The sequence below is a fragment of the Cyanobium sp. ATX-6F1 genome (genome assembly GCF_047395825.1).
In the GTDB taxonomy this organism is placed as follows: Bacteria; Cyanobacteriota; Cyanobacteriia; order PCC-6307; family Cyanobiaceae; genus ATX-6F1.
The window spans coordinates 449,630-472,751 of sequence record NZ_JBCEBF010000001.1 but is presented as its reverse complement, the minus strand read 5'-3'; the positions used below and the strand labels follow the sequence as shown (position 1 = coordinate 472,751).

The window sequence follows — 23,122 nt, the reverse complement described above, 5'->3', positions numbered from 1 at the left end:
CCGCCCATGGCCCCCAGCTCCTACCCCCTGAGCCGAGCCCTGCTGGAGGCGGCGCTCGCTGACCGGCTCACGGACCGCTTCGTCTGTGAGCTGGTCTGGAGCCGGTTGGGCTACGAGCCGGCGGGAGCTGAGGGGGCGCGTGGCGCTCCGGAGCGGCGACGCCGCCCGACTGGGCCGAGGCCTACCCCCTGGCCCCCGAGCTGATCGCCGAGCGTCCCCCGAGCGTGCGCCTGACCCGTTCGATTCAGGCGCCCCACAAGCAACTGCTCAAGGAGCAACTCGGCTTTAGCGGTTACCGCATCGGCGAGCTCTACCCCCGCCGCACCCGCCGGGCCACGGCGGTGAACTGGTTGCTGGCCCACCTGGCTGTGCGTGGGGAGCCACTGCCTGAGACCGGCCCCCTGCCGACCCTGCGGGAGCCGCCCGCCGATCCAGCGGCGGAGGATGGCATCGCCCCTCTGTAGGGTCAAGAGACGCAACTGTTGATTGGATCAGGCCTCTTGGCGCTCCCTGTCGTCGCCATTATCGGGCGCCCAAACGTAGGCAAATCCACGCTGGTGAACCGGCTCTGCCGCAGCCGTGAGGCGATCGTGCACGATCAGCCGGGGGTGACGCGGGACCGCACCTACCAGCAAGGCTTCTGGGGGGATCGCACCTTTCGGGTGGTGGACACCGGCGGCCTGGTGTTCGATGACGACAGTGAATTCCTGCCGGAGATCCGCCAGCAGGCCAACCTCGCCCTGGCGGAGGCCACGGTGGCGGTGGTGATCGTCGATGGCCAGCAGGGCCTGACCGCCGCCGATCAGACCATCGCTGAATGGCTGCGGGGCCGTCCGTGCCCTGTGCTGCTGGCGGTGAACAAGTGCGAGTCACCGGACGCGGGCCTGGCGATGGCCGCCGACTTCTGGGCCCTTGGCCTCGGCGAACCCCATCCGATCTCCGCCATCCACGGCGCAGGAACCGGTGATCTGCTCGATCAGGTGATCGCCTTCCTGCCGGCCACCGAGGAGGTGGAAACCGAAGAACCCGTGCAGCTGGCGATCATCGGTCGCCCGAACGTGGGCAAATCCAGCCTCCTCAATGCCATCTGTGGCGAGCAGCGGGCGATCGTGAGCCCGATCCGCGGCACCACCCGCGACACGATCGACACCACCCTCGAGCGCGAGGGCAAGACCTGGAAGCTCCTGGATACGGCGGGCATTCGCCGCCGCCGCAGCGTCAGTTACGGGCCGGAATACTTCGGCATCAACCGAAGCTTCAAGGCGATCGAGCGCTCCGATGTCTGCGTGCTGGTGATCGACGCCCTCGATGGCGTCACCGAGCAGGATCAGCGCCTGGCCGGTCGCATCGAGGAGGACGGCCGCGCCTGCGTGCTGGTGGTCAACAAGTGGGATGCGATCGAGAAGGACAGCCACACCATGTCGGCGATGGAGAAAGAGCTGCGCGCCAAGCTCTACTTCCTCGACTGGGCGCCGATGCTGTTCACCTCCGCCCTCACCGGCCAGCGGGTGGAGAGCATCTTTGCCCTGGCGTTTCTGGCGGTGGAGCAGCACCGCCGCCGGGTCACCACCTCGGTGGTGAACGAGGTGTTGCAGGAGGCGGTGAGCTGGCGCTCACCTCCCACCAGCCGTGGCGGACGCCAGGGGCGCATCTATTACGGCACCCAGGTGGCGATCCGCCCCCCGAGTTTCACGCTGTTCGTGAACGATCCAAAACTCTTCGGTGAGACCTACCGCCGCTACGTGGAGCGCCAGATCCGCGAGGGTCTGGGCTTCGAGGGCTCTCCCCTGAAGCTGTTCTGGCGCGGCAAGCAGCAACGCGACGCCGAACGGGATCTGGCCAAGTCCCAGGGGAAACCGGGCGGTCGTTGATGGACTGGCTCCGGCAGCTCCCCATCGGCCAGTACGTCGATGGCACCAGCAGCTGGCTGCGCCGCCTTGATCCCCGTCTGAAGCTGGCCTGGACCCTGGCCTTCCTGGTCACCCCGATCCTGGCCGGCCCCTGGTGGCGCCTGGCCCTGGTGGGGCTGCTGCTGCTGGTCACCGCCGTCAGTGGCTTGCCCTGGCGCCTTTGGCGGCGCAGCCTGCCCGTGCTGCTGGCCCTGGCCCTGCTGGTGGGCCTGCTCTCCGCCCTGATCCCCGTCGGCGAAACCGTGACCCGCCAGCTCAACCGTCCCCCGACGGAGCTGCTGCTGGAGCCCGTGCCGGCGGGCGGCCCGCCAGCGCAGCGCAGCGGTGAGGCCTGGGAGTTGCTGCGTTGGGGCCCCCTGCGGCTCGGACCCCTGCCCCTGGGCCCCCTGGTGGTCAGTCGCCGCTCGGCGGAGCTGGGGCTGAACGGGGCGACGCTCCTGTTCACCGTGATTCACAGCGCCAACCTGTTGCTGCTCAGCACCCCGCCGGAGGAGCTGGTCTGGGCCCTGAGTTGGTCGATCGGTCCCCTGGGGCGCCTGGGGCTGCCTGTGGAGCGCCTGGGCTTCACCCTGCTGCTGGCGCTGCGCTTCCTGCCCCTGGTGCAGGAGGAGTTCCAGAACCTGCTGCGCTCGGTCTCCACCCGGGCCGTGAACCTGCGGCGCCTGGGCTGGAAGGCCTCCCTGGGGCTGGTGCTGGCCCTGGGGGAGCGGCTGTTGGCCAACGTGCTGCTGCGGGCGGAGCAGGGGGCCGAAGCCCTGTTGGCCCGGGGCGGCCTGTGGATGGCACCCCGGGACTTGCGTCAGGCGCCCAGGGGCTCGGCCTTGCTTGATCTTGGCGGTGGCCTGGCCCTGATCCTGCTGTTCGGTTTGCGGTGGAAGTACGGTGCGCTCTGATCGGTGCCATTCCCTACAGACGACGTGAGCGCAGAGCATTACCTCAATCACCCCACGTTTGGGTTGCTCTACCGCGTGGCCCAGGCCGGTGAAGGCCGGGATCTCTACGCCACCCTCTACGCCCAGCGGATGTTCTTTCTGGTGACGTTGCAGGCGCGGGGGCCCAGTTCGAGGTGCTCCCCTGATGGACGCCCGCCACCTGGCCGAGCAGAACCTGGCCCGCTCCCGGAGGGATGGCAGCGAGTCCCACGCCCACTGGCGCCAGCTGTTCGACCAGACCTTCATCTGAGCGGGGACATCGTCGTGGACGGCCTTGCCGCCAGGCTGGATCAGCTGCGCTCGGCCCTGCCCGCCTCGGTGAAGCTGCTGGCGGTCAGCAAGGGGCAGCCCCGGAAGTGATCCGCGCGGCGGTGGCCCTGGGCCTGCGCAGCTTCGGCGAGAGCCGGCTGCAGGAGGCGCAGGCCAAGCAGGGGGCCCTGGGGGATCTCGAACCGCTCGATTGGCATTTCATCGGCCGCCTGCAGGCCAACAAGGCCCGGGGGTGCTGCGCCATTTCGGCACGATCCATTCCGTCGACAGCCTGGAGCTGGCCCAGCGCCTGGGGCGCATCGCCGCCGAAGAGGGCCTGAGCCCGGCCGTGTTCCTGCAGGTGAAGTTGCGGCCCGATCCCAGCAAGGGCGGTTTTGATCCTGAAACCCTGCGCCAGCAGTGGCCCGAGCTGGCCGCCCTGGCGCCGCTGCGGCCGGTGGGTCTGATGACCCTGGCGCCCTTGGGGCTGGCGAGCGACGGACGGCTGGCGCTGTTTCGAGACTGCGCTGCGCTGGCGGCGGAGCTGGGGCTTGGCGAGCTCTCGATGGGCATGAGCGGCGACTGGCCCGAGGCGGTGGAGGCGGGCAGCACCTGGGTGCGATTGGGGGGGCGTTGTTTGGCTCCAGGCAGATGTGAACGGAGTTTCAGGACTCAGTCACACCTTGCAACCCATCCCGTGGGACGCTATTTAGGTTCTGTGACCACAGAGGAATTCAAGGTGTCGTTGTTTTCACGCCTGCGTGCTGTCGTTTCCGGAGACGACTACCTCGATGGTGACTACGACGACGAACTCGATTACGACGCCGAGGAAGGCACCGAAGGAAGTGCGGCAGCTCGCCACCACGGTTCCGGCCTCCCTGGATCCGGCGCCCTGGCGCTGAGCAGCGGTTTTGGAGCCGATGATCCCTTCATCGGCAGCAACGTGATCGGCATGCCGGGCCTGTCTTCCTCGGCGGCGGAGGTCACCTTGATGGAGCCCCGCAGCTTCGATGAAATGCCCCGGGCGATCCAGGCCCTGCGCGAACGCAAGACCGTGATCATCAACCTCACGATGATGGAGCCGGATCAGGCGCAGCGGGCCGTGGATTTCGTCGCCGGTGGCACCTTCGCCATCGACGGCCACCAGGAGCGCGTGGGCGAGAGCATTTTCCTGTTCGCCCCCAGCTGTGTGACCGTGACCACCACCAGCAGCGACGAGGCTTCTTCCCCCACAATTGTTTCCCGGGAGCTGTCCCAGGAGCAGGAGGCCGCCCCCAGCCCCGCCTGGGGCCGCAGCTCCGATCTCAGTGCCGGCCTGGGTGGTTGATCGCCTCAGCGGCCCCTGCCTTTTCCCCTGAGACCCTCGGGGTGATCGGCCTGGGCCGCATGGCCCAGGCCCTGCTGCTGCCTCTGCTCGAGGATGGTCTGATCGCCCCTGGCTCCGTTCGGGCGGCGGTGGCCACGGAGGCCTCGGCCCAGCGGTTGTCGGCGCTCCATGGCCTTGAGGTGACCACCGACCCCAGCCGCGCCTGGAGCGCACCTGTGCTGCTGCTGGCGGTCAAGCCCCAGCAGCTGGAGGCCCTGTCCCCCCTGCCCCTGCGGCTAGCGCTGCCGGTGGCGCTGCTCCGCTGTTGGTGTCGGTGCTGGCCGGCGTCAGCCTGGCGCGGCTCCAGGCCCGTTTCCCGGGCTGGGCGGTGGTGCGCGCTGTTCCCAACACCCCTGCCTGGTGCGCGCCGGCCTCACGGCCCTGGCCTGGGATGAGCGCGTCAGCCCCGCCCAGCGCCAGTGGGCGTTGCAGCTGTTTGGCCGGGTGGGGGAGGTGTTCGAGTTGCCGGAGGCCCAGCTGGATGCCTTTCTGGCCCTGACCTCTTCGGGTCCGGCCTTCGTGGCCCTGGTGGCCGAAGCCCTGGCCGATGGGGCGGTGGCGGTCGGGCTGCCCCGGGCGCTCGCCCACCACCTGGCCAGCCGCACCCTGGCGGGCACCGCGGCCCTGCTCAGCGAGCAGGAGCTACACCCCGCTCAGCTCAAGGACATGGTGGCCAGTCCGGGGGCACCACCATCGCTGGGCTGCGCCGGCTGGAGCAGGCGGGGCTGCGCTCGGCCCTGATCGAGGCGGTGGTGGCCGCAGCCGAGCGCAGCCGATCGTTCGCCTAGGCCCAGTGGAGGGCGGGCCGGGGGCTCAGGGATCGACCTGCCTGGCAGCCCCCAGCTTTGGTTCGCTGCCGGCCAGCAGTCGCTGAATGTTGCTGCGATGCCGCCAGAGCACCAGGGCGGTGGTGAGCAGCGCCAGCAGCAGGTAGGCGGGCCGCAGACCACTGCCCTCGGCGGCAAACGAGCCCAGCATCAGCAGCGGCAGGCTCAGGGCCGCCAACACGCTCGAGAGCGACACGATCCGGCTGACACTGAGCACGGTCAGGAAGATGCCGAAGCAGGCCAGGCCCACCAGGGGCACCAGGCCCAGCAGCATCCCCAGCCCGGTGGCCACCGCCTTGCCCCCTTGCCGCCCAGCCAGATCGACCAGCTGTGGCCGGCCAGGGCCGCCAGACCGCTCGCCACCACCCACCAGTCGGTGGCGGCTCCCAGGGCCAGCGGCGGCAGCAAGGTTTTGGCCAGCAGCACGGCGGCCGCCCCCTTGAGCACATCGACCAGGAACACCACCAGGGCCGGGCCCTTGCCGACTTCCCGCAGCACGTTGGTGGCGCCCGTGGAGCCGGAACCGTGCTCCCGCAGGTCGATGCCCTTGAGCCAGCGGCCCGCCAGCCAGCCACTGGGAATCGAGCCCAGCAGGTAGCCCGCCAGCAGCGTCAGCAGCAGGGTGATCGGCGCGTTCACAGCAGGTCGTCTTCGAGGGCGAGTTCGGCCGGGCCGGGGGCGAAGGCCAGCCAGAGCGGGAACTGCAGGATGGGAATGTCCACCACCTGCTCGGCCGCATCGACCACGATCAGGGGCAGCTCACCGCGCTCCTCCAGCCGGTCGGCCCGCTCGATCAGGGCATCGGGGCGCTCGAACAGCACGATGCCGCTGTTGGGGCCGAAATCCTCCCGCGCCAGGCCCAGGCAATCCTGCAACCCGCGGCGCCATTCCCCCAGCCGCTCCGGCTCACCCGCCAGCACCAGGGTCTGGAGGCGTTCGCCGTAGAGCTCTCCGAGCACGGCGATGGCGGCGGCGGCCACTAGGGCGTTTCGGTTGCGGCTGCCGCTGCTGGGCTGGGCGCCACGACCCCCTGGCTCAGGAACCAGTCCTCCAGCAGGGCGGCCCCGGCGGGCTCGAGGGTGCGGCGCAGCTTCCAGGGATCGGCATAGAAGTCGGGCTGCCCCAGGAAGCGCTGGAGCCGCTCGCGGATCAGCGCCTCGTCCTGGCTGAACAGGCCTGCGGCGGCCACGGTGGTGGCGGCCTGCTGGGAGGCCACCGCCGCCGCCTGGGCCTGCTGATCGAGGGGAGGGCTGCACCAGCAGCGGCTGGTTCACCAGCTCCATCGATTCCGCCTGGATCACCAGCTCCTGGAGCGCACCCACCAGGTAGTCCTGAAACCCCTTGAGCCGCCGGGCGATCGCATCGGACTGGCCGGCGAAGCTGGCGCCGAGCTCCTGCTGCAGGACAGCGCGCCGGCTTTCGAGCTCCTTGATCTCCGCCTCCAGTGCGGCCCGCCTGTGGCGCAGATCCGCCAGGGCCAGATCCAGCAGCTCGCTCGGGGCGGCGGCTTCTGGCGAGGCTTCAGGGCCCGGCGGCTGGGGGTCTCAGGATCGACCGGGCCGGGCAGGTCGGAGCCCGGGAACGGGGAATCGACGGGGCCTGTCATCGCACGTGCAGGGCGAGCTGGCGGCGCAGTTCGCTGGCATCAAACAGCACCGGCAGGAAATGGATGCTCTTCTGTTCACGGAAATAGAACAGCACCGGCAGCGGTGTCCAAAACAGGGTCCAGCCCAGCCAGGCGTCGTAGGGGAAACGGCGCAACTCGGTGCTCTGGCGCCAGACCACCAGCGCATCGCCGGTGAACTGCAGCCGCAGCAGGGCGGTCTGCAGCAGCAGGAACAGGCCGAACAGGCCTGTGGCTGAGGCCACCCACAGGGCCGGGCTCCACAGAAGCGTCAGGGGCAGCAGCGCCACTCCCAGCAGCATCACCCCCAACGCGACACCGAAGTGGGGAGCAAGAATCACCCCGGCGCTGGGGTCCGGAGCGCCCAGCGGGGTGGAGGGCGCCTGGGCGGAAGGGACAGTCATGGGATCCATTGTCGTGGTTCGAGTTGTCATCGGCCGACTCGTCATTGGCCGAAGAGCAACTGGGTGAGCACCACGTCCATCAGCGCCACGGTGATCAGAATCATCACCACCGCCCCGGTGGTGCTGGTGCCCACCTCCTTGGGCCCCCCTTGGTGCTGAGACCCCAGCCGCAGGAGATCACGGCGATCAGCAACCCGAAGACCACCGCCTTGATCAGCATCGAGGGCAGATCGGAGGGCTCCATCCAGGTGCGCACCGAGTTCCAGAACACGGCCGGCGGGATGCCGTAGAGCGCGGTGCTGCTCATCTGACCCGACCAGACCGCCACCGCGAAGAAGAGCAGGCACTGCACCGGCGCCATGATCACCATGGCCATCACCCTGGGCACCACCAGGTATTCGACCGGGTCGGTGCGCAGCATGGTGATCGCGTCGATCTGCTCGGTCACCTTCATGGTTCCCAGCTGGGCGGCATAGGCCGTGGCCACCTTGCCCGTCATCAGGGTGGAGCTGAGCAGCGGGGCGATCTCCCGGGCGAGACCCAGGGCGAGGATGCCCCCCACGGTGGATCCGGCCCCCTGTTTGGTGAGCTCGGCGGCCACCTGGATGTTGAACACGGTGCCGGCAGCCAGGCCGGTGATCAGCACGATCAGGAAGCTGCCGGGGCCGGCCTCCATCATCTGCTCGAACAGATCGTTGACGCTGATGCGCCCCCGGGCGATGGCGGCGACCGCCTGGCCGCCGATCAGGGCGCTGGCCCCCAGGCGCCCTAGCCAGCGGGGCGCTCTCATGGGTGCCCGTGGAGCAGGTGGGCAGCCCGATCCGGCCAGCGCCGCATCACCAGCAGCCCCAGCACCACCATCACCGCCGGGATCAAGCCCATGCACAGGCGGATCGCCACCAGGGCGCTCTGGGGCTGAAGGATCGTCTGGGTGGCCTGGTAGCCGCTGAGGCTCATCAAGTTGCCGAAGAAGAACAGCGCCAGGGAGATGCAGATCTTCTGGGCCAGCACCATCCAGGCGCTGTACTGACCAGCCGGTTTCTCTGGATCGGCGTCGATCGCGTCGGGAAGCAGGGCCCAGGGGATCAGGTAGGCCGTGGAGGCCCCCAGGCCCGCGACCATGATCGTGAGCACCAGCAGGACCAGTCGCAGCAGATTGTCGGGAGAGCCGGTGGGGGTGATCGCTCCGTTCAGGGGGCAGCACCATGGCGGCCAGGCAGGCACCGATCCACAGGCCGCAGCCCAGCTTCAGCGCCTGGATCCGGCCGCTGCGGTAGGCCACGGTGTTCCAGATCCACAGGCCCCCAGGGTGCTGACCATGAAGGGCAGCAGAATCCAGTTGCTCCAGCCCTCCGGCAGGCGCATCACCACGGGCAGATAGATCAGGGCGGCCGTCTGCATCAGTTGCAGGGCACACCAGAGCAGCAGATAAAGGCCCAGCACCCGGATGAACCGACCGTTGGTGGCCACCCGCTTGAGCAGGCGCCTCGTGGTGCCGGGGTGGCTGGTGGGTCGTTGGCAGTGGCGGGCTGCCGGGGCGAGGCCCCAGCCACAGAGGAGAGTGGAGCCGGTGATGATCACCCCAGAGAGCAGGCCCACCTGGAGGTAGCTGCTGGCGTTGGAGTGATCGCGCAGCAGCAGGGCACCGAGCACGATGCCGACCAAGGACGCAATGATCGAACCGGTGAACCGTGCTGTGTTGAGCCGAGTGCGCAGGGAGACATCGGTTGTGAGTTCGGCCGCCAGGGCGGCGTAGGGCAGGTTGACGCAGGTGTAGAGGCTGTTGGCCACCATCGAGATCAAGATGAAGAAGGTGAACTTCATCCAGGGACCGCCTGGCGGCAGCCACCACATCCCCGCCATGGCGATGCCGAGGGGCAGGGCGCTCCAGAGAATCCAGGGCAGGCGGGGGCCTGAGCGGGAGTTGGTCTTGTCGCTCAGCCAGCCCACGATGGGGTCGTTGAGGCCATCCCAGAGCCGGGCGATCATCAGCACCAGCCCTGCCATCCAGGGCGGCAGCCCGGCGGCTGAGGTGTAGAAGATGAACAGGTAGAAACCGATCAGCGAAGCGGCCATGCCGGTGCCGGCATCGCCCAGGCCGTAGGCCCAGAGCAAGCGTTGCCGGGCTCCCCCGCGCAGATCGGCCGCATCAGTGAGGACCCTCGTGCCGCCTTCGCTCAAGAGGCTGGGGATGGGGGCCAAGGGCTGGAGAGCGCACGCAGGCCATAATGCTCCAGCCAGCCGTGGCAGAGCGGCTGTGGCAGGCATCCCCAACCCCGTCCATGGGCTGGTAGGGATGTATCACTGCGGGCGTAGTTTAGTGGTAAAACCTCAGCCTTCCAAGCTGATGATGCGGGTTCGATTCCCGCCGCCCGCTTACTTTTCTCGATAAGGATTTTTCCTTCAAATCCCTTTCTGTCACTGGCTTTCGTGCTGCCAGTGGTTGGCTGGCTTTGGCTGGTCGTGCCAAGCTTTGAGGCCAAACATCTCACATAACGTCTCACATGCCCGCAGCCCTTGCTTGGGAGATTGTCCTGAGGGCAGGCGTGTCCCATTCCCTGTCTCAGCGGGGGTGCCGCCGGGGGTGGACGGTGCTGAATCACCGGGGCCTAACGCGCCTCAACATCGCTGCTGGAGCTGGGGGTGGACGCCGCCGGCAGCTGCTGTTGCCCGTCCCCTGGCAGGGCAACCATGTCGATCAGATCCGCGATGCGGTCGTTGAGGTCTACGACGCCTTTCGGGAGGGGATCGACCCGGAGACCTGTGTGGCCCGGATGGCAGCATCAATCGAGTTTCCAGCGGCTGAGCCTGCTGCAGGGCTTCAGGCTCCCCATCGACCAGGTCGGCTGAAGCGAAGGGGCCTGATCGAGGCGACAGGCCCTCTGGTCTGGCAATCCCTGGTGGAGGACTACCGGAAGTACAAGCTCATCAGCGGCGAGATCAAGGCCTCCACCTGGCACCGGGTGCATCGGCATCACATGCGGCATGTGCTTGCTGCCATGGCCGCGCCTCTTCCGCCTGAGAGCGCCAAGCAGTTGCTCGACTCCCTGGTCCAACTCTGGCCTGATACTCCTGGAGGCCGCACCCGCCAAATCCAAATGCAGTGCACAGCTGCACTGTTGCGGTGGGGGGTTGGTGATCATCGATTGGGGGAGGACTGGGAGCCCCCGCAGGATCTGGCTCCTTTCGTTGGCCGTTCACGCGCGCCCCGGGCGATCACCACTCCTCTTGAGGTGGAGCACATCCTTGCCCTAGTCCTGGCGATCCCCGACCTGCGCTGGCGGTTCGCTTTCCAATTGATGGCCGCCTACGGCCTCCGCCCCGAGGAGCTGCAGCACCTTCAGGTGCGCCAGGGTCGCCTCTGGTGCCTGTACGAGAAGGTCGCCTCTCGCGGCAAGACCAAGCCCCGGGTGCTGCGCCTGCTGCCCTGTGATGACTGGGCTGATGGCTGGCGGCTCGAGGAGCGCTTTCCATCTCAGGAGCTTCCGCCGATGCAGCCGGGCCTCGGTGGGGGCTACTTCGGCCACTACCTGATGAACCGCACCCTCTGGAAGCAGCTGCGGCGGGACTACGAGGCCAGGGGCGAAAAACTCGTGCCCTACTCCTGCCGGCACGGCTACGCCCACCGGGCCCATGTGATCTGTGACCTGCCGCCCAAGGTGGTGGCCGCGGCGATGGGCCACAGCGTGCAGACCCACCTCGCGGCCTACAGCCGCTGGTGCGGCGATGACGTGGTGGATGACGCCTTTGCCAAGGCGCAGCGGCGGCTTCTGGCTTTCTGAAAAACCCATCAGGCTTTCAAAGCCAACTTCTCGAGTCAGTCCATGAGACCTTTTTAAAGACCTTTTCTGCGACCTATGATGGGTGCATAAATCGGTTTGAGCTGTTCATGGCGCATCGCGTGCTGACCGAGACCGCCGTGAGCATCTCGGAACTCAAGAAGAACCCCATGGCCGCGGCGGCGTCCGGGAAGGCATGCCTGTGGCTGTGCTCAATCGCAACGAGCCGGCTTTCTACTGCGTGCCGGCCAAGGCCTATGAGGAACTGTTGGATCTGGTGGACGACCTGGAGCTGGGTCGCATCGCCGATGCCCGACTGGCAGATGGGCAGGAGCCGGTGCGGGTCAGCCTCGATGCCCTTGAGCTGGCCTTTCATCCCGAGGCTCTGCGGGAGTGGCACAAGCTGACAGCGGGCATCCGGGAACAGTTCAAGAAGAAGCTGGCAGAACGGCTGATCGAGCCCAGGATGCCGGCCAGCAAGCTGCGGGGCTCAACCGATCGCTACAAGATCAAGCTCCGGGCGGCTGGATTTCGTTTGGTCTACGAGGTGCGCGATCAAGAGTTGCTGGTGCTTGTCGTGGCGGTGGGCAAGCGGGAGCGCAATGCTGCCTACAGGAAGGCAGACCAGCGCTGAGGACCTCCCGCCATGGCTGACTCCAGTTCCTCTGAGCTCGATCAGCTGCGCCTCGAGAACGCCCGGTTGATTGCCCTCCTGGAAACCCATTGCATCGACTGGCAGTCCACTGAGAAGGCGCCATCCACACAGCAGTTTGCATCGGCCGAGCTCCCCGATGCCGCGCCGCGCTCGGCCCAGGAGAAAGTGGCGCTGTTCCGGCGTCTCTTCCGCGGCCGTGAAGATGTCTATGCCCTGCGCTGGCAGAGCAGCAGCAGCGGCCGCTCTGGCTATGCGCCGGCCTGCGCCAATGAGTGGCAGCCGGGGGTTTGCGAAAAGCCGCGGGTTGCCTGCCGCGATTGCAGCCACCGACAGCTGCTGCCCCTCACGGACGTGGCGATCTATGGCCATCTGGCCGGTGAACACACCCTCGGCCTCTACCCGCTGCTGGCGGACGACACCTGCCATCTGCTGGCGGTTGATTTCGATGAGCACGACTGGCGTGACGACGCCCGCGCCTTGCTGCGCTCCTGCCGGGAGCTGGCGGTGCCGGCGGCCCTGGAGATCTCCCGTTCTGGGGAGGGCGCCCATGTGTGGGTGTTCTTCGAGGAGGCGGTGCCGGCGCGGGACGCCCGCCTGCTGGGGGCGGCTCTGATCAGCCATACCTGCAACGCATCGCGCCAGCTGCAGCTGAGCTCCTACGACCGGCTCTTCCCCAACCAGGACTTCATGCCCAAGGGTGGCTTCGGAAATCTGATCGCCCTGCCGCTGCAGAAGGAACCCAGGCAGCGGGGCGGCAGCGTCTTCGTTGACGAGGACCTGCGCCCCTATCCCGATCAGTGGGCCTATCTGGCCTCCATTCAGCGCCAGTCCGTGGCTGGGCTGCAGACCCTGCTCCAAACCTCTACCGGTGGCGCCCATCCCCTCGATCTGCACTTCATTGATGAGGAGGATCTGGCGACTCCATGGAAGGCCGCTGCAACTACCCCGAAAATCAGCGGGCCGCTGCCGGTGTCGATCACGCTCACCCTGGCCGATCGCCTCTATGTGGAGCGACCAGGGCTGCCGCAGCCGCTGCTCAATCGCCTGATCCGCCTTGCCGCCTTTGCCAATCCCGACTTTTACAAAGCCCAGGCGATGCGCTTTTCGGTATGGGATAAACCGCGGGTGATCGGCTGCGCTGAGAACTTCCCCCAACACATCGCCCTGCCGCGTGGCTGCCTGGAGCCGGTGCAGACTTTGCTTCGCGAACAGGGGATCCATTGCGATCTGGTGGATGGGCGCCAAAGCGGCTTACCCCTTGAACTTGCCTTTGCGGGCCAGCTGCGTGACGACCAGGAGGCGGCGGTGGAAGCGATGCTGCGCCACGACATCGGCGTGCTGCAGGCGCCGACGGCCTTCGGAAAAACCGTTGTGGCAGCTGCGATCCTGGCTCGCCGAGGGGTGAACACTCTGGTGCTGGTGCATCGCTCGGAGCTGCTGCGTCAGTGGCAGGAACGGCTCCAGACCTTCCTGGAGGCACCACCGGAGACGATCGGCTGCATTGGTGGCGGTAAGGCGAAACCCACTGGGCGACTCGATATTGCCGTGATGCAATCGCTGGTGCGCAAGGGGAGGTGAATCCGCTGGTGCAGAACTACGGGCAGGTGATCGTCGATGAATGCCACCACATCGCCGCCGCCTCATTTGAGGCCATTCTCCGTCAGGTCAAGGCCCGTTACGTGCTGGGGCTATCGGCCACTTTGATTCGCCGCGACGGCCTGCAGCCGATCCTGTTCATGCAGTGCGGCCCCATCCGCCATACCGCTGAGCGGCCCGCCGGGGCGCCCCATATTTTGGAACTGGTGAGCCGCAGCCATGAGCTCCGGGGGCTGCCCACCGATCTGCCGATTCAGGATCTGATGCGCCGGCTGGCGGAAGATCAGCAGCGCACCGACCGGATCGTTGCCGAGGCCCTGGCCGCCTGGCGTGAGGGCCGCAAGCTGCTGCTGCTGAGCGAGCGCACCCACCACATCACGGCGATTGCTGCCGCTCTCGAAACCCAGGTGCCGGAGCTGTTCCTGCTGCATGGCCGCCTGAGCGCACGGCAACGCAGCGCCACCCTCGCTGCGCTGGAGGAGCTACCGCCGGAGTCGGCCCGCATCGTGCTGGCCACCGGGCGACTGGTGGGTGAAGGCTTCGATCACCCGCCGCTCGACACCCTGCTTCTGGCGATGCCCGTGTCCTGGAAGGGCACCCTGCAGCAGTACGCGGGCCGGCTGAATCGGCAGCAAGCAGGTAAGAGCAGCGTGCGGATCATTGATTGGCTCGATCTCGGTCACCCTGTGACGCAACGCATGTGGGAGCGACGGCTGCGCGGGTATCGGGCCATGGGATACGAGCTGGTCTCCGCTCAATAGCCCATGCCGAGCACTTGGGCCATCAGGGGTCTGCTGGCTGGTGAGCTCGTGAACCGGCACCTAGGAGACCGCATTGCCCTGGGCCATCTGCACCAGGATTCCCTGCAGCAATTCCAGAACCAAGGCCGGGATCGGCACGGATGCGCGCTTGCCATTTTCCAGTTCAAGGGAGAGGCTGACTCGCCGCAGCCCATGGGTATCCCGGAACCGGGCGAGATCGCGCAGGCTGGCCCCTGCGGCCTCGGCGGCCTCTGCCGAGGGGACCACCGGCTCACCGGAACTGGGGAGACCGACTGCCATGGGCAGAAGGAGGAACAGGCTTTCCGAACCGTCCTGTGCCTGCTTGAGCCCATGGGTGCTCTCGTGGCTTCCCGCTCAGCGGCTATGCGTCTGCGGTTGCTCGCCCCCGTGGTGATGGCAGCCGCACCGGCCCCTTGTCATGCGAGCCGTTTTATTGAGATGACAGCAACCACGTCGCTCAGCTGCTGGCCAAGCTTTCGTGCTGCCATCAACCCAGCGTTGGGCGCACCAGCTCGAACATCTCCCCCAGGCGCGTGTAGTCGTTTAAGGCCAACTTGCCCACCGGGCGGAGGGCTTCCGCAGAAGCGGTACCGGAGGGGCCTAGGCAACGCTCCTGCACGTGCAGCATCACCACTTGGCCCAGCACCATGGTGAACGTGGTGCCGGGCACGGGGATCAGCTTGAGCAGCTCACACTCCAGGCAGGCGGCGGCATCCCGCAGGCGTGGGGCCGCTATCCGGCTGCTTGGCACAGCCGCCAGAGCAGCGGCCTCGAATTCATTGGTGCCGGCTGGGTAATCGGTGGCTGTGATGTTCATGGCCCCGGCGAGCCGCTCATCCACCACATGAACCGCCAAGCAGCGGGTCTGGCGAATATTCCGCAGGGTGTCCTTTTCCCGGTCGCGTCTGGCACCGATCGACAGCATCAACACAGCCGGCTGATCACTCACGGCATTGAAGAAACTGAACGGCGCCAGGTTGGGTTGCCCCTCGCTGCTGATGGTGCTCACCCAGGCAATCGGCCGAGGCACCACCAGGCTGGTGCAAAGCCTGTAGAGCGCCCCGCCATCCAGGCTGTCTGGGTCAATGGAGCGAATCGGCTCGGCTTCGAGCATCGACGGGCCGATCTCGGGGAAACACAATGCTGCAGCAACCACGCTGCCCTTGAGATTCGGCTGTGGCGAGGGCCTGTTGGTGCTCATCAACAGCCGGTTGCCTTATGCCAGCCGCTCGATCTGAAATGGCCGCGAGGCATTCAGCAGTTCAGCAGGCCACTGGGCGCTCTGGTGCGTGCCCTACAGCTGCAAATTGCGCCGGCTCCAGCCGGTGATCGTGGCCTCCACGTTCTCGAGATGCCACTGCAGCGGGCCTCGGCCCTTGGTGCTGGCACGGCGCGGTGGAGGTGGTGCTTTCTGAATGCGATCCAGGGCAAGCAAGCAAAGCTGGATTGGCTGCTGTTGGATCGGCCATTCAGACGCAATACAATGTGGTGCATGAAGAGCTGCTCCCTGACGATCCGCCTGGAAGAAAAGCTGGAGCAGGAGCTGGAAGCTGCCTGCGCTGAAACCGGCCGCTCCCGCGGCGACATCGTGCGGGACGCCCTGCGCCGGCAGCTTCAGCTGATGCGCTTTGAGCGCTTGCGGCGCCAGGCCCTGCCTTTTGGCGAGGCGGCCGGCTGGCTCACTGATGACGACGTGTTCGCTGCCATCTCCTGATCGGCGTGCGGGTTTTCTTCGACACCAACGTGCTGGTGAGTGCTTTTCTGGCCCGTGGCCTGTGCTCCGATCTGCTGCGGTTGGTGCTCACCGAACACACCCTGGTGAGCAGCGAGGTGGTGCTGGATGAGCTCAGGGATGTTCTGGGCCGCAAAGGCCGACTGCCGCCGGCCCAGATAGAAGCCATTGAGAAGCTCCTTCGCGACCAGCCTGTTGGGGCAAGACCCCCGGAGCATCTGGAGCTTGGGCTCGTTGACGCAGACGACGAATGGGTTGTGGCCAGTGCCGTTTTGATCGAGGCAGACCTGTTCGTGACCGGCGATCAAGGCGTGCTGGCCTGCAGCCGGCCACCCTTACCCATTCTCAATCCACGGGCCTGTTGGGAACAGTTACGCGGGCCTGGCTCATGACATGGCCATGCTCGTCATCCCGAATTGCTATCCCCACAGGTTCTTCCTGCTCCAGCCTGTGATGGTGGCCTCGACGTTGTCCAAGTGCCATTGCAATGGCCCTCGGCCCTTGGTGCAGCCCCAGCGGCGGTAGTGCTTGCCGGGAACCAGCACCCCCTCAGCCGCAGCTGGCGAAGGGTCTCACGGCTCATGCCCATGGCTGCGCATGCCTCTGCTGTCGTCACCCAAACCCGTTGACGGGTTGGCGTTGTCGGGGTTTCCATCAGCTTCCTGCGAACTGAGCCCGGAAGCGCTTGAGGGTGTCGAGCAGCCAGGAGCGGCGGTAGCTCTTCACCTGCCGGGGAGCGCCATCGACGAATTGTTGGCGGCAGGGCGGCTCTTGGCCGAACTCCTGGCGATAGGCCTGAGCCACGAGCTTTCCTGCTGAGCAGAACTTCGTGCGCGGCAGCACCTGCTGGAACACCTCCAGCCAGGCATCACCCAGGGTCAGCTCGTCGTCTGCAGCGATGGCGGGCAACATCCCCGAGCTCGCGGTGAGCACGTTGCTGCGCACGATGTCCTTGAACAGGAGCTCGTCGCGCTGATCCAGACCGCCGAGCCGCTCGAAAAGCCCGATACTGATCTCCACCAAGGCGATCACCTCGGCTTCCCTGAGTCTGGGATGGGGTGTCACCACCGGTGCCGGTTGAGCCTGCTGGACGCTCTCCAAGAACCAGCCGTCCATCCACACCGCGAAGGGTGCGCTGATCCAGCGAGCCAGGTCGACCGCGACCTGGGGATGGACCCAGGTTCCGCCGCCGCCCGCACCGCCTGAGCGGGACTCCACAAGAGCGTGGACGGAAATTCCGGCCACGCTTTCCAGGGCGTCCAGATAGTGCTGGCACCGATCCGATTCGCGGTAGTCCTTCCACCGCTTGCCGTTGGCTTTGCACATCGCCGTGGCATTGACGTAGCCATCCGTCGTTCGGCGGCTGATCGGTGTCCCTTCCCACGAGCGGGTCACCAACTCGAAGGACGCCGGAGAGGAAACGATGCTCTTCATCGGTATGGATGCGGTGTGACGGAAAAAGTCCCGGCTGCAGCGGTGCCGGCTTCTGGGCGGAAGGCGTTGGTGGCCGGGGTCAGCCGTGGCGGAACAGGACCGGCGATCACCAGCAGCAGGGTGCTCAGCTGGAAAACCAGGACCAGCAGCACCAACCGGTAGAGCCCCCGCAGGCTGCTCACAGAAACGGTGGTGGTGGGCCGGCGCGTGCGGCAGAAAGCTGGTAGCTGGGGTTTGCCCCCTGGGGCCGGGCACCACCTACGCCGCCGCGGATGCTGTGGAGGTGGGTCATCAGAACGGTGCCTCCTCGTCGTCATCGGCGGCCCAGCTGCTGGAGCCGGAGTCGGTGGATGTGTTGACCGCGGAGTAGCCATCCAGCTCGTCGAAGCCGTCGGTGGGATCCACCTGCTCGTAGGGCACGAAGTCGACGACCTGGACGGCCCTGGGCTGGAAGGTCATGCCGCAGCCGTTCTCGCCGTCCCAGTCGTAGATGTCGAAGGCGACGATCACCTTGGAGCCGTTGCCGATGGCGGCCCCATCCCAGGGCTGCTTTTTGGAATCGACGATGCGGGGCCCCTCGGAGAGGGAGCCATCGCGCCGCTGAAACTGCGGCACCTTGAAGCGCACCACGGTGAGCTCGCTGGGCTTGTCCTTGTCGGCCTTCCAGGGGAAGCCCTTCTCCGCTCGGCGTTTGCGGCTGCCATGCAGGGCGATGAACTGATCCTCCATCGCCAGCAGGAAGGATTGCGCCCTCTCGTCGCTATTGGGTAGCAGCAGATCGCAGGTCCAGGCCAGCGGTTTGCTCTTGTCGAGCTGATGCCTGGGGGTGATCAGGTGGGCCCAGCGCACTGCGGCGAGGGGCGTGCGGAACAGGTCCTTAGCCATGGTGTGAATCCTGTGAAACGGTCGGTTGATCGAAGGGAGGAAGCGGCGGCAGGCCAAAGCGCTCACGCAGCAGGTGGTGCACCGCTCCGCTGGCGGAGAGGTTGCGGGCCTCCATCAGCTCGCGGATCCGCAGGTAGACGTCGGTGCGCACCTGGGTCTGGATGAAGTGGCGGCCGGCCAGTGAGCGGGGCTGCTCGCCGTAGCGACGGGGGGCCTGGGGCGATGGCTCAGGCTCATGGGGCGCACGGCGTGGGAACGACCTCCGGCTCCTGGCCCTGGCATTCCTCGAGGAAGCGCTCGATGAAGTCGCCGTGCTGGCGCTGGGTGATGCGATCGCCTATCGAGCGGGCACTGCGGGGCACCTGGAAGTGCTCACGGAACGCATTGGTGAGCTCGCGGCGAACGGCCGGCGGCAGATCCAGCACCTGGCGGTGGTAGCCGCTGATCTCCTCGGGCGTCAGCGGGAGCAGTGCTGGGTCGCCACCTTCATCGGGGCTACCGCTGCTGCTGGGCGGGGCCTCGGCCAGCTGGACTGATGCTTGGGCCTCCTCAACGGGCTCCGGCCGAGCCACAGCCATCAGTGGGCCGCCAGACTTGTCAGCCCCACTCAGTTCTTCACTGTCACAGGGCTTTGCAGCCTGAGCCTCTGGGGACACAGGAATGCCCAGCAGCATGGCCAGCATCAAGCCGGTCATTCCAGGCAGATCGCCGGTTTCCTCGACCCAAGCCTCACTGTTGAGCTCAGCGCCAGCGGCGTGCCTCACCGTGACCTGCAGCCTGGAGCGGCCCTGCTGCTCGTCCAGTTGGGCGGACCAGCCGATGCCCTGGCGGAAGGCAGGGCGTGCAGCCTCCACGACGGCGCCCAGGTCGGGGCAGGGGATGGCGGAAACCTCGGCCTGAAAGCAGGCCATGGCGTGGGTGAGCTGTTGCTCCGGGGGGTGATGAGACTGGGCCTCCAAGAGCCTGGCTGGTGTGACCATGAGGAATCAGATCGGGCGGTTGCCCGCTGATCGTGATCTTAGAACTCTTTACTGAAAGCCGCATTAGCAGCGGCTGTTAATTCCTAGCCATTAGGCCACGACGGGCTTCTTGCCCTTCCCCCTGCCGGGTTTGCGCGGCTGGCAGTTGGCGGTCTCCCACTGATCAAGCCAGCGCTTGGGCTGATACAGGTCGCCCTCGATCCAGAGGGGGGCCAGCTCTTCGGGCTTGTAGTCGCCAAAACCGGTGAGGACGGCGTAGAAGCGCTTGCGGTGTTCCTCGCTGGCTTCTGCCGCCAGGGCGGTGATGGCCTCGCTGGGCTCGAGCTCGCACTCGTCGACGACCCGCCGCAGCTGGTTGCGCCACTTGGTCGACAGCTCGGTGGCCTTGCGCTGGCCGATGGACGGGGCCGGCGTGGTGCGGAACGCATCCGGCACCTCGCGCAGGCCGCAGTAGCAGGCCCAGAATTCCAGTGGTGTCCAGACCGGGCAGTTGTTGTCCCCGATGGCAACCGCGCCCTTCAGCTTCTCCTTGATCGCCTGATCCTTGAGTGCGCCCCACTCCTCATCGGCGATGCGGCGGTTGAGTTCTCCCAGTTGCCAGAAGGCTTTCTGCCGCAGCTCGCCCGCCTTGCCCTGCTCGATCACCGAGAGGTTGCCGTAGGAGATTGTCTCGAAGCCAACCTCTTCCGCCCAACTGCAGGCGGTGTACTGGGTCCAGCCGTTGCGTCTGCGCCAGTTCAGCAGCATGCGTCCGAATGCAGCGCGGTTCTCCTCCTGGTGCTCAAGCAGCTCCGCGTAGGTGACGGCCACGTTCTGAATTCAGAGTTCTTAGCGAGAAGCTAAGACAAACTTGGCACCCGCAGCCAGAGCCTGTCATGTCTTGGCATGTCAAGACTGGTCAGTACCAAGCCTGTTGAGGATGTGCTTGGCCTTTCCCCAGTGATCGCTTTGCTTGTCTCCGCCTGCAATCTCAAAGCCAATGTGTAGGGATGCTCGCCGGGGTGGAGCTGGGCCAGCCGCCTGAGCCGCCGCTGCAGTTCTGCCGGATCCATCAGTGGCTCAGCCGGATCGATCTGGTCACGGCGAGCGACTGCTCGGCTTCCTCGATGGAGCAGCAGACGGCCGACACACCCCCGAGCTGCTCCACGAGTTGCAGAAAGGCCCGCTGCTCAGCGCTGACGACACCGTGGGTCGTCTTGATCTCGAGGGCGACGAACTGGGCGATCCGCTGGCCCACCATCTCGGGTGTGACCTCCAGCATTCGCAGGCCGATCAGGTCGCTGCTGCCCTTACAGAGCCCAAAGCGCACCAGCCGGCCCTGCTGATCGACCAGGGCACCGGTGTTGTTGCGCCAGAGCCGCACCGGCCCTCGGCCGCAGGACAGGCGGATGCGCTGCTGGATCTCGTATTCGTTGGGTGAGGGGGCCATGCCCCCTATTGCCGTGCTGCCTGGGACTGCTGGCCCCTGCCTCATGGATGGGTCTCGCCCCAGGATCCCGTTTAGAGTTGGTCATCTAGATGGACAACGGCATGAGGCAGGTCACGGTGGCGGAAGCCAAGGCCCAGCTTTCGAGCCTGCTCGACGTGGTGGAGAGCGGCCAGCCGGTGGTGATCACCCGACGCGGCAAGGCCATCGCTGAGCTGGTCCCCAGGCATGCCGTGCGCGATCTCCTGCCCCAGCTGCAGGCTCTGCGGAACTCCCTGCCCCATCAGGCCACCAGCGGCGTGGAGACCATGCGCGCGCTGCGGGATGAAGTCGGCTCCTGATGCTTTACGTCGATACCTGCGTGCTGTTGGCGGCTCTGACACCGGAGGCCCATTCCGATACCGCAGCGGCATTTTTCGAGCAGGCCACAGCACCACTGGCGATCAGCCCTTGGAGTGCCACCGAGCTCCATTCCGCTCTCGGGCTCAAGGTGCGCACCAAGGCCCTGAGCCGCTCGCAGGCCGAGGCGGTGCTGCTGGGCTTTGAACGCAGCCTGGCCCCAGGTCTTCTGATGCTGGAGGTGGAACCGCAGGACTTCCGTAATGCCAATGCCTGTCTGCTCGGCTGGACCACGGCCCTGCGGGCGGCCGATGCGCTGCACCTGGCGATCGCCTCCGGACGGGGCGCCACCCTCTGCAGCCTGGATGCCCCGTTTGTGCTGGCGGCACAACAGCTGGGGCTCGATGCCCAGTTGATTGGGGCTGACGAAACCTCCATTCAGGCCTGAAGACCCCGCTGCCGGGCAGCCCAGACATGCCTGGCCCAGCCGGGTTTGTAGCCCCGCTCCTGCTCCCGCTGCTGCAACTGCTCGAGGCTGCGGCAGCCGGCCGAGGGCGATCTGTGGCGTGGCCGCTGCTGTTGGCGGGGCTTGGGCCGGTGGGCACCGGCGACGATTTCGACCAGATCGCCCTCGATCTGCTGCAGACCGCGGCGCTGCTCATCGCGCTCCTCACTGAGGAACAGGTGGCCGCAGTCAGGGCACTGCTGGGCCGCGCTGGGGCAGCTGCAGAAACAGAGCGGGCAGTCCTTGATTGGAATCGAGACTCCCTCCCGGCGCTTCCGGCCGGCCAGGTTCCATTCGCGCTCGTCGGTGGGCAGCCCGTGGCGATGGGCATTGCCGACGTGATCAAGGATCACCGCCTCGCCCTTGCCTGGTGCGGGCCGCAGGGCCCGGCCGACCATCTGCAAGTACAAGCTCAGGCTGGCGGTGGGGCGCATCAGGATCGCCCCGCCCACCGAGGGGATGTCGGTGCCCTCGGAAATGATCATGCAGCTGGTGAGCACCTCCACCTCGCCGGTGCCCAGTCCGGCAATCAGGCGCCTGCGTTCCTCTGCTGGGGTGCTGCCACTGACCGCGGCGGCGCGAATTCCCGCAGTGCGGAAAGCGCCGGCCAGTTGCTCGGCGTGCTGGATCGTGCAGCAGAAACAGATCGCCGTGGCCGGGTGCAGCCGGCGGCGGTAGTGCGACACCGCATCGCCGACGGCAGCCCGATCGCCGAAGGCGCGAGCTGCCTGCTCCAGATCGAACTCACCCATCCGCTGACGCAACTTGGCGCCTTGCCCCTTGTTCTTTCTGGCACCTGGCCAGGAGAAGACCCTGGGCCGGGCCAGCCAGCCCTGCTCCACCAGCCAGGCCGCAGGCGGCCCCAGCACCAGGGCCTCAAAGAAGCCGCCCGCCTCGACGCCAAGCCCCTTGCCGTCGAGTCGCTCGGGGGTGGCGGTCTTGCCGATCAAGTGGGCGCCTGGCCAGGCGTTGATGATCCGGCCCCAGACGTTTCCCGCCACCAGGTGGTGGGCCTCGTCCTGAATGATCAGATCCGGCGCCGGAAGCTGCTTGGGACCATGCCCCTCCAGCCGCCTGGCCACGGTCTGCACCGAGCCCACGGCCACTTGCTGACCCTGGAGCTGGTGACCGGGGACGATCAGGTCGGGCTCCAGACCCCAGGCCCGCACGGTGGCGCTGAGCTGCTCGATCAGCTCGGCCCGGTGGGCCAGCACCAGCACCCGACGGCCTTTGTCGGCAGCGCCCCGCACGATCGCGCCGATCGTCTGGCCCTTGCCGGCACCGGTGGGCATCACGGCACAGACCCGCCGATGGCTCTTGAGAGCTGTGCGGAGATCGTCCAGGAGCTGGAGCTGGTAGTCGCGCAGAACGATCAGGGCCATGGAGAGGACTGGATGCTTGGCGCTGATTGGCGCGGGCTGACAATGTTCAACTTACCAAGCCTTGCCCTGTGTGCTTAGGCTGTGCTCAGAGTTCCTAGTCCGCATGGCCTCGTTTGCTTCACCGCTGAGCTTCTCGATCACCGAGCAGCAGCTGGCTTGGCTTGATCTGCGCCGCCGTCACGGTGCCCTGAGCCGCTCGGCAGCGCTGCGGCAGGTGCTGGACGCCGCCATCGCCGCGGAGCAGGGCAGCCTGAGCCAACCGGAGCCTTTCCCCGTGCCTGCTCTGGCAACGCCTGCTGCTCGGCGTTGATCCGC

27 protein-coding genes, 1 tRNA gene and 8 pseudogenes are annotated in these 23,122 nt (G+C 66.8%); 19 read left to right on the top strand and 17 right to left on the bottom strand.

Annotation, left to right across the window (positions count from 1 at the left end; all coding sequences use genetic code 11):
* Nucleotides 1–6 precede the first annotated feature (6 nt).
* The 8 genes and pseudogenes from AAF143_RS02970 to proC all read left to right on the top strand — a co-directional run bounded on the left by AAF143_RS02970 (nt 7) and on the right by proC (nt 5,245).
* A pseudogene (locus tag AAF143_RS02970) lies at nt 7–464 on the top strand (DUF1823 family protein).
* A 36-nt stretch (nt 465–500) separates the two neighbouring features.
* Entirely contained in the window at nt 501–1,871 is a 1,371-nt protein-coding gene (der, locus tag AAF143_RS02965) for a ribosome biogenesis GTPase Der (protein WP_255005726.1), read from the top strand.
* A complete protein-coding gene (locus tag AAF143_RS02960) occupies nt 1,871–2,803 on the top strand; it encodes a CbiQ family ECF transporter T component (protein ID WP_255005723.1) in 933 nt (310 codons plus the stop codon). The genes der and AAF143_RS02960 overlap by 1 nt, the downstream gene beginning before the upstream one ends.
* 24 nt (nt 2,804–2,827) lie before the next feature.
* Nucleotides 2,828–3,092 (top strand): annotated as a pseudogene (locus AAF143_RS02955) (PipX family protein).
* A 106-nt stretch (nt 3,093–3,198) separates the two neighbouring features.
* Nucleotides 3,199–3,432 (top strand): hypothetical protein, encoded by a 234-nt coding sequence (locus AAF143_RS02950; protein WP_414026499.1) that lies wholly within the window; start codon nt 3,199–3,201, stop codon nt 3,430–3,432.
* Nucleotides 3,345–3,659: pseudogene (locus tag AAF143_RS02945) on the top strand (alanine racemase); the annotation flags it as partial. The gene AAF143_RS02950 and the pseudogene AAF143_RS02945, both read left to right, overlap by 88 nt.
* A gap of 171 nt (nt 3,660–3,830) precedes the next feature.
* Nucleotides 3,831–4,418, top strand: coding sequence for a cell division protein SepF (locus AAF143_RS02940; RefSeq protein ID WP_255005890.1), 588 nt, complete (start codon nt 3,831–3,833; stop codon nt 4,416–4,418).
* Nucleotides 4,418–5,245 (top strand): annotated as a pseudogene (gene proC / locus AAF143_RS02935) (pyrroline-5-carboxylate reductase). The gene AAF143_RS02940 and the pseudogene proC overlap by 1 nt, the downstream one beginning before the upstream one ends.
* A gap of 25 nt (nt 5,246–5,270) precedes the next feature.
* On the opposite strand, the pseudogene plsY reads toward proC, so the two are convergent.
* The 6 genes and pseudogenes from plsY to AAF143_RS02905 all read right to left on the bottom strand — a co-directional run bounded on the left by plsY (nt 5,271) and on the right by AAF143_RS02905 (nt 9,514).
* Nucleotides 5,271–5,923, bottom strand: a pseudogene (plsY, locus tag AAF143_RS02930) (glycerol-3-phosphate 1-O-acyltransferase PlsY).
* Nucleotides 5,920–6,822 (bottom strand): annotated as a pseudogene (locus tag AAF143_RS02925) (DUF3086 domain-containing protein); the annotation flags it as partial. The pseudogenes plsY and AAF143_RS02925, both read right to left, overlap by 4 nt.
* A 64-nt stretch (nt 6,823–6,886) precedes the next feature.
* The gene (locus AAF143_RS02920; RefSeq protein ID WP_255005705.1) at nt 6,887–7,312 is read right to left on the bottom strand and encodes a DUF3119 family protein; all 426 of its coding nucleotides are present in this window, start codon (nt 7,310–7,312) and stop codon (nt 6,887–6,889) included.
* A gap of 41 nt (nt 7,313–7,353) precedes the next feature.
* Nucleotides 7,354–8,102, bottom strand: a pseudogene (locus tag AAF143_RS02915) (MlaE family ABC transporter permease).
* Complete coding sequence (locus AAF143_RS02910) at nt 8,099–8,536, bottom strand: MFS transporter (protein WP_414026498.1); 438 nt, start codon at nt 8,534–8,536, stop codon at nt 8,099–8,101. The pseudogene AAF143_RS02915 and the gene AAF143_RS02910 overlap by 4 nt, the downstream one beginning before the upstream one ends.
* Before the next feature lie 24 nt (nt 8,537–8,560).
* The gene (locus AAF143_RS02905; RefSeq protein ID WP_414026497.1) at nt 8,561–9,514 is read right to left on the bottom strand and encodes an MFS transporter; all 954 of its coding nucleotides are present in this window, start codon (nt 9,512–9,514) and stop codon (nt 8,561–8,563) included.
* 104 nt (nt 9,515–9,618) lie between these two features.
* Between AAF143_RS02905 and AAF143_RS02900 the strand changes: the two genes are divergently transcribed.
* The 6 genes and pseudogenes from AAF143_RS02900 to AAF143_RS02875 all read left to right on the top strand — a co-directional run bounded on the left by AAF143_RS02900 (nt 9,619) and on the right by AAF143_RS02875 (nt 14,103).
* Nucleotides 9,619–9,689: transfer RNA gene (locus AAF143_RS02900), tRNA-Gly, on the top strand.
* Nucleotides 9,690–9,858: 169 nt separating this feature from the next.
* Nucleotides 9,859–11,094 carry a hypothetical protein gene (locus AAF143_RS02895; protein ID WP_255005701.1) on the top strand — a complete coding sequence of 412 codons (1,236 nt, stop codon included), beginning with the start codon at nt 9,859–9,861 and terminating at the stop codon, nt 11,092–11,094.
* Nucleotides 11,095–11,201: 107 nt separating this feature from the next.
* Nucleotides 11,202–11,452: pseudogene (locus AAF143_RS02890) on the top strand (antitoxin of toxin-antitoxin stability system); the annotation flags it as partial.
* Complete coding sequence (locus AAF143_RS02885) at nt 11,429–11,725, top strand: type II toxin-antitoxin system RelE family toxin (RefSeq protein WP_414026881.1); 297 nt, start codon at nt 11,429–11,431, stop codon at nt 11,723–11,725. The pseudogene AAF143_RS02890 and the gene AAF143_RS02885, both read left to right, overlap by 24 nt.
* A 12-nt stretch (nt 11,726–11,737) precedes the next feature.
* Nucleotides 11,738–13,324 (top strand): TOTE conflict system archaeo-eukaryotic primase domain-containing protein, encoded by a 1,587-nt coding sequence (locus AAF143_RS02880; protein ID WP_414026496.1) that lies wholly within the window; start codon nt 11,738–11,740, stop codon nt 13,322–13,324.
* Complete coding sequence (locus tag AAF143_RS02875; protein WP_414026495.1) at nt 13,321–14,103, top strand: DEAD/DEAH box helicase; 783 nt, start codon at nt 13,321–13,323, stop codon at nt 14,101–14,103. Before AAF143_RS02880 ends, AAF143_RS02875 begins: the two co-directional genes overlap by 4 nt.
* Nucleotides 14,104–14,163: 60 nt before the next feature.
* Here the strand turns inward: AAF143_RS02875 and AAF143_RS02870 are convergent, their stop codons facing one another.
* The 3 genes from AAF143_RS02870 to AAF143_RS02860 all read right to left on the bottom strand — a co-directional run bounded on the left by AAF143_RS02870 (nt 14,164) and on the right by AAF143_RS02860 (nt 15,559).
* Complete coding sequence (locus AAF143_RS02870; protein WP_255005681.1) at nt 14,164–14,403, bottom strand: hypothetical protein; 240 nt, start codon at nt 14,401–14,403, stop codon at nt 14,164–14,166.
* Between the two features lie 208 nt (nt 14,404–14,611).
* Nucleotides 14,612–15,325, bottom strand: coding sequence for a flavin reductase family protein (locus AAF143_RS02865; RefSeq protein ID WP_255005679.1), 714 nt, complete (start codon nt 15,323–15,325; stop codon nt 14,612–14,614).
* A gap of 93 nt (nt 15,326–15,418) precedes the next feature.
* Complete coding sequence (locus tag AAF143_RS02860) at nt 15,419–15,559, bottom strand: hypothetical protein (RefSeq protein ID WP_255005677.1); 141 nt, start codon at nt 15,557–15,559, stop codon at nt 15,419–15,421.
* Between the two features lie 57 nt (nt 15,560–15,616).
* Between AAF143_RS02860 and AAF143_RS02855 the strand changes: the two genes are divergently transcribed.
* Both AAF143_RS02855 and AAF143_RS02850 read left to right on the top strand, forming a co-directional pair.
* On the top strand, nt 15,617–15,838 hold the full coding sequence (locus AAF143_RS02855) for a ribbon-helix-helix protein, CopG family (RefSeq protein ID WP_255005676.1): 222 nt from the start codon (nt 15,617–15,619) through the stop codon (nt 15,836–15,838).
* A 5-nt stretch (nt 15,839–15,843) separates the two neighbouring features.
* Complete coding sequence (locus tag AAF143_RS02850) at nt 15,844–16,248, top strand: putative toxin-antitoxin system toxin component, PIN family (RefSeq protein ID WP_255005672.1); 405 nt, start codon at nt 15,844–15,846, stop codon at nt 16,246–16,248.
* 262 nt (nt 16,249–16,510) lie between these two features.
* Here the strand turns inward: AAF143_RS02850 and AAF143_RS02845 are convergent, their stop codons facing one another.
* The 7 genes from AAF143_RS02845 to AAF143_RS02815 form a co-directional block, all read right to left on the bottom strand.
* Nucleotides 16,511–17,251 carry a KilA-N domain-containing protein gene (locus tag AAF143_RS02845; protein ID WP_255005668.1) on the bottom strand — a complete coding sequence of 247 codons (741 nt, stop codon included), beginning with the start codon at nt 17,249–17,251 and terminating at the stop codon, nt 16,511–16,513.
* 35 nt (nt 17,252–17,286) lie between these two features.
* Entirely contained in the window at nt 17,287–17,472 is a 186-nt protein-coding gene (locus AAF143_RS02840) for a hypothetical protein (protein WP_414026494.1), read from the bottom strand.
* A 109-nt stretch (nt 17,473–17,581) separates the two neighbouring features.
* Nucleotides 17,582–18,175, bottom strand: coding sequence for a hypothetical protein (locus tag AAF143_RS02835; RefSeq protein ID WP_255005664.1), 594 nt, complete (start codon nt 18,173–18,175; stop codon nt 17,582–17,584).
* Nucleotides 18,168–18,326, bottom strand: a complete 159-nt coding sequence (locus tag AAF143_RS02830; RefSeq protein ID WP_414026493.1) for a hypothetical protein — start codon at nt 18,324–18,326, stop codon at nt 18,168–18,170. Before AAF143_RS02830 ends, AAF143_RS02835 begins: the two co-directional genes overlap by 8 nt.
* 82 nt (nt 18,327–18,408) lie before the next feature.
* Nucleotides 18,409–19,155 (bottom strand): hypothetical protein, encoded by a 747-nt coding sequence (locus tag AAF143_RS02825; protein WP_255005661.1) that lies wholly within the window; start codon nt 19,153–19,155, stop codon nt 18,409–18,411.
* 90 nt (nt 19,156–19,245) lie between these two features.
* On the bottom strand, nt 19,246–19,965 hold the full coding sequence (locus AAF143_RS02820; RefSeq protein WP_255005659.1) for a hypothetical protein: 720 nt from the start codon (nt 19,963–19,965) through the stop codon (nt 19,246–19,248).
* 241 nt (nt 19,966–20,206) lie between these two features.
* A complete protein-coding gene (locus AAF143_RS02815; protein ID WP_255005657.1) occupies nt 20,207–20,584 on the bottom strand; it encodes a VRR-NUC domain-containing protein in 378 nt (125 codons plus the stop codon).
* Nucleotides 20,585–20,673: 89 nt separating this feature from the next.
* Between AAF143_RS02815 and AAF143_RS02810 the strand changes: the two genes are divergently transcribed.
* Both AAF143_RS02810 and AAF143_RS02805 read left to right on the top strand, forming a co-directional pair.
* The gene (locus AAF143_RS02810; protein ID WP_255005655.1) at nt 20,674–20,922 is read left to right on the top strand and encodes a type II toxin-antitoxin system Phd/YefM family antitoxin; all 249 of its coding nucleotides are present in this window, start codon (nt 20,674–20,676) and stop codon (nt 20,920–20,922) included.
* Entirely contained in the window at nt 20,922–21,368 is a 447-nt protein-coding gene (locus AAF143_RS02805) for a type II toxin-antitoxin system VapC family toxin (RefSeq protein WP_255005653.1), read from the top strand. The genes AAF143_RS02810 and AAF143_RS02805 overlap by 1 nt, the downstream gene beginning before the upstream one ends.
* Here the strand turns inward: AAF143_RS02805 and AAF143_RS02800 are convergent.
* Nucleotides 21,359–22,807, bottom strand: a complete 1,449-nt coding sequence (locus tag AAF143_RS02800; RefSeq protein WP_255005651.1) for a DEAD/DEAH box helicase — start codon at nt 22,805–22,807, stop codon at nt 21,359–21,361. The two genes, AAF143_RS02805 and AAF143_RS02800, sit on opposite strands and share 10 nt — an antisense overlap.
* 103 nt (nt 22,808–22,910) lie before the next feature.
* Between AAF143_RS02800 and AAF143_RS02795 the strand changes: the two genes are divergently transcribed.
* Nucleotides 22,911–23,117, top strand: a complete 207-nt coding sequence (locus AAF143_RS02795) for a hypothetical protein (RefSeq protein WP_255005649.1) — start codon at nt 22,911–22,913, stop codon at nt 23,115–23,117.
* Nucleotides 23,118–23,122: the final 5 nt, after the last annotated feature.

Bases quoted from the DNA above. Each gene is read 5' to 3' on its own strand.
- AAF143_RS02960 (WP_255005723.1), top strand. From the start codon at position 1,871: ATGGACTGGCTCCGGCAGCTCCCCATCGGCCAGTACGTCGATGGCACC.
- AAF143_RS02920 (WP_255005705.1), bottom strand. From the start codon at position 7,312: ATGACTGTCCCTTCCGCCCAGGCGCCCTCCACCCCGCTGGGCGCTCCG.
- AAF143_RS02880 (WP_414026496.1), top strand. From the start codon at position 11,738: ATGGCTGACTCCAGTTCCTCTGAGCTCGATCAGCTGCGCCTCGAGAAC.
- AAF143_RS02870 (WP_255005681.1), bottom strand. From the start codon at position 14,403: ATGGCAGTCGGTCTCCCCAGTTCCGGTGAGCCGGTGGTCCCCTCGGCA.
- AAF143_RS02865 (WP_255005679.1), bottom strand. From the start codon at position 15,325: ATGAGCACCAACAGGCCCTCGCCACAGCCGAATCTCAAGGGCAGCGTG.
- AAF143_RS02855 (WP_255005676.1), top strand. From the start codon at position 15,617: ATGAAGAGCTGCTCCCTGACGATCCGCCTGGAAGAAAAGCTGGAGCAG.
- AAF143_RS02835 (WP_255005664.1), bottom strand. From the start codon at position 18,175: ATGGCTAAGGACCTGTTCCGCACGCCCCTCGCCGCAGTGCGCTGGGCC.
- AAF143_RS02825 (WP_255005661.1), bottom strand. From the start codon at position 19,155: ATGGTCACACCAGCCAGGCTCTTGGAGGCCCAGTCTCATCACCCCCCG.
- AAF143_RS02815 (WP_255005657.1), bottom strand. From the start codon at position 20,584: ATGGCCCCCTCACCCAACGAATACGAGATCCAGCAGCGCATCCGCCTG.
- AAF143_RS02810 (WP_255005655.1), top strand. From the start codon at position 20,674: ATGGACAACGGCATGAGGCAGGTCACGGTGGCGGAAGCCAAGGCCCAG.
- AAF143_RS02805 (WP_255005653.1), top strand. From the start codon at position 20,922: ATGCTTTACGTCGATACCTGCGTGCTGTTGGCGGCTCTGACACCGGAG.
- AAF143_RS02800 (WP_255005651.1), bottom strand. From the start codon at position 22,807: ATGGCCCTGATCGTTCTGCGCGACTACCAGCTCCAGCTCCTGGACGAT.
- AAF143_RS02795 (WP_255005649.1), top strand. From the start codon at position 22,911: ATGGCCTCGTTTGCTTCACCGCTGAGCTTCTCGATCACCGAGCAGCAG.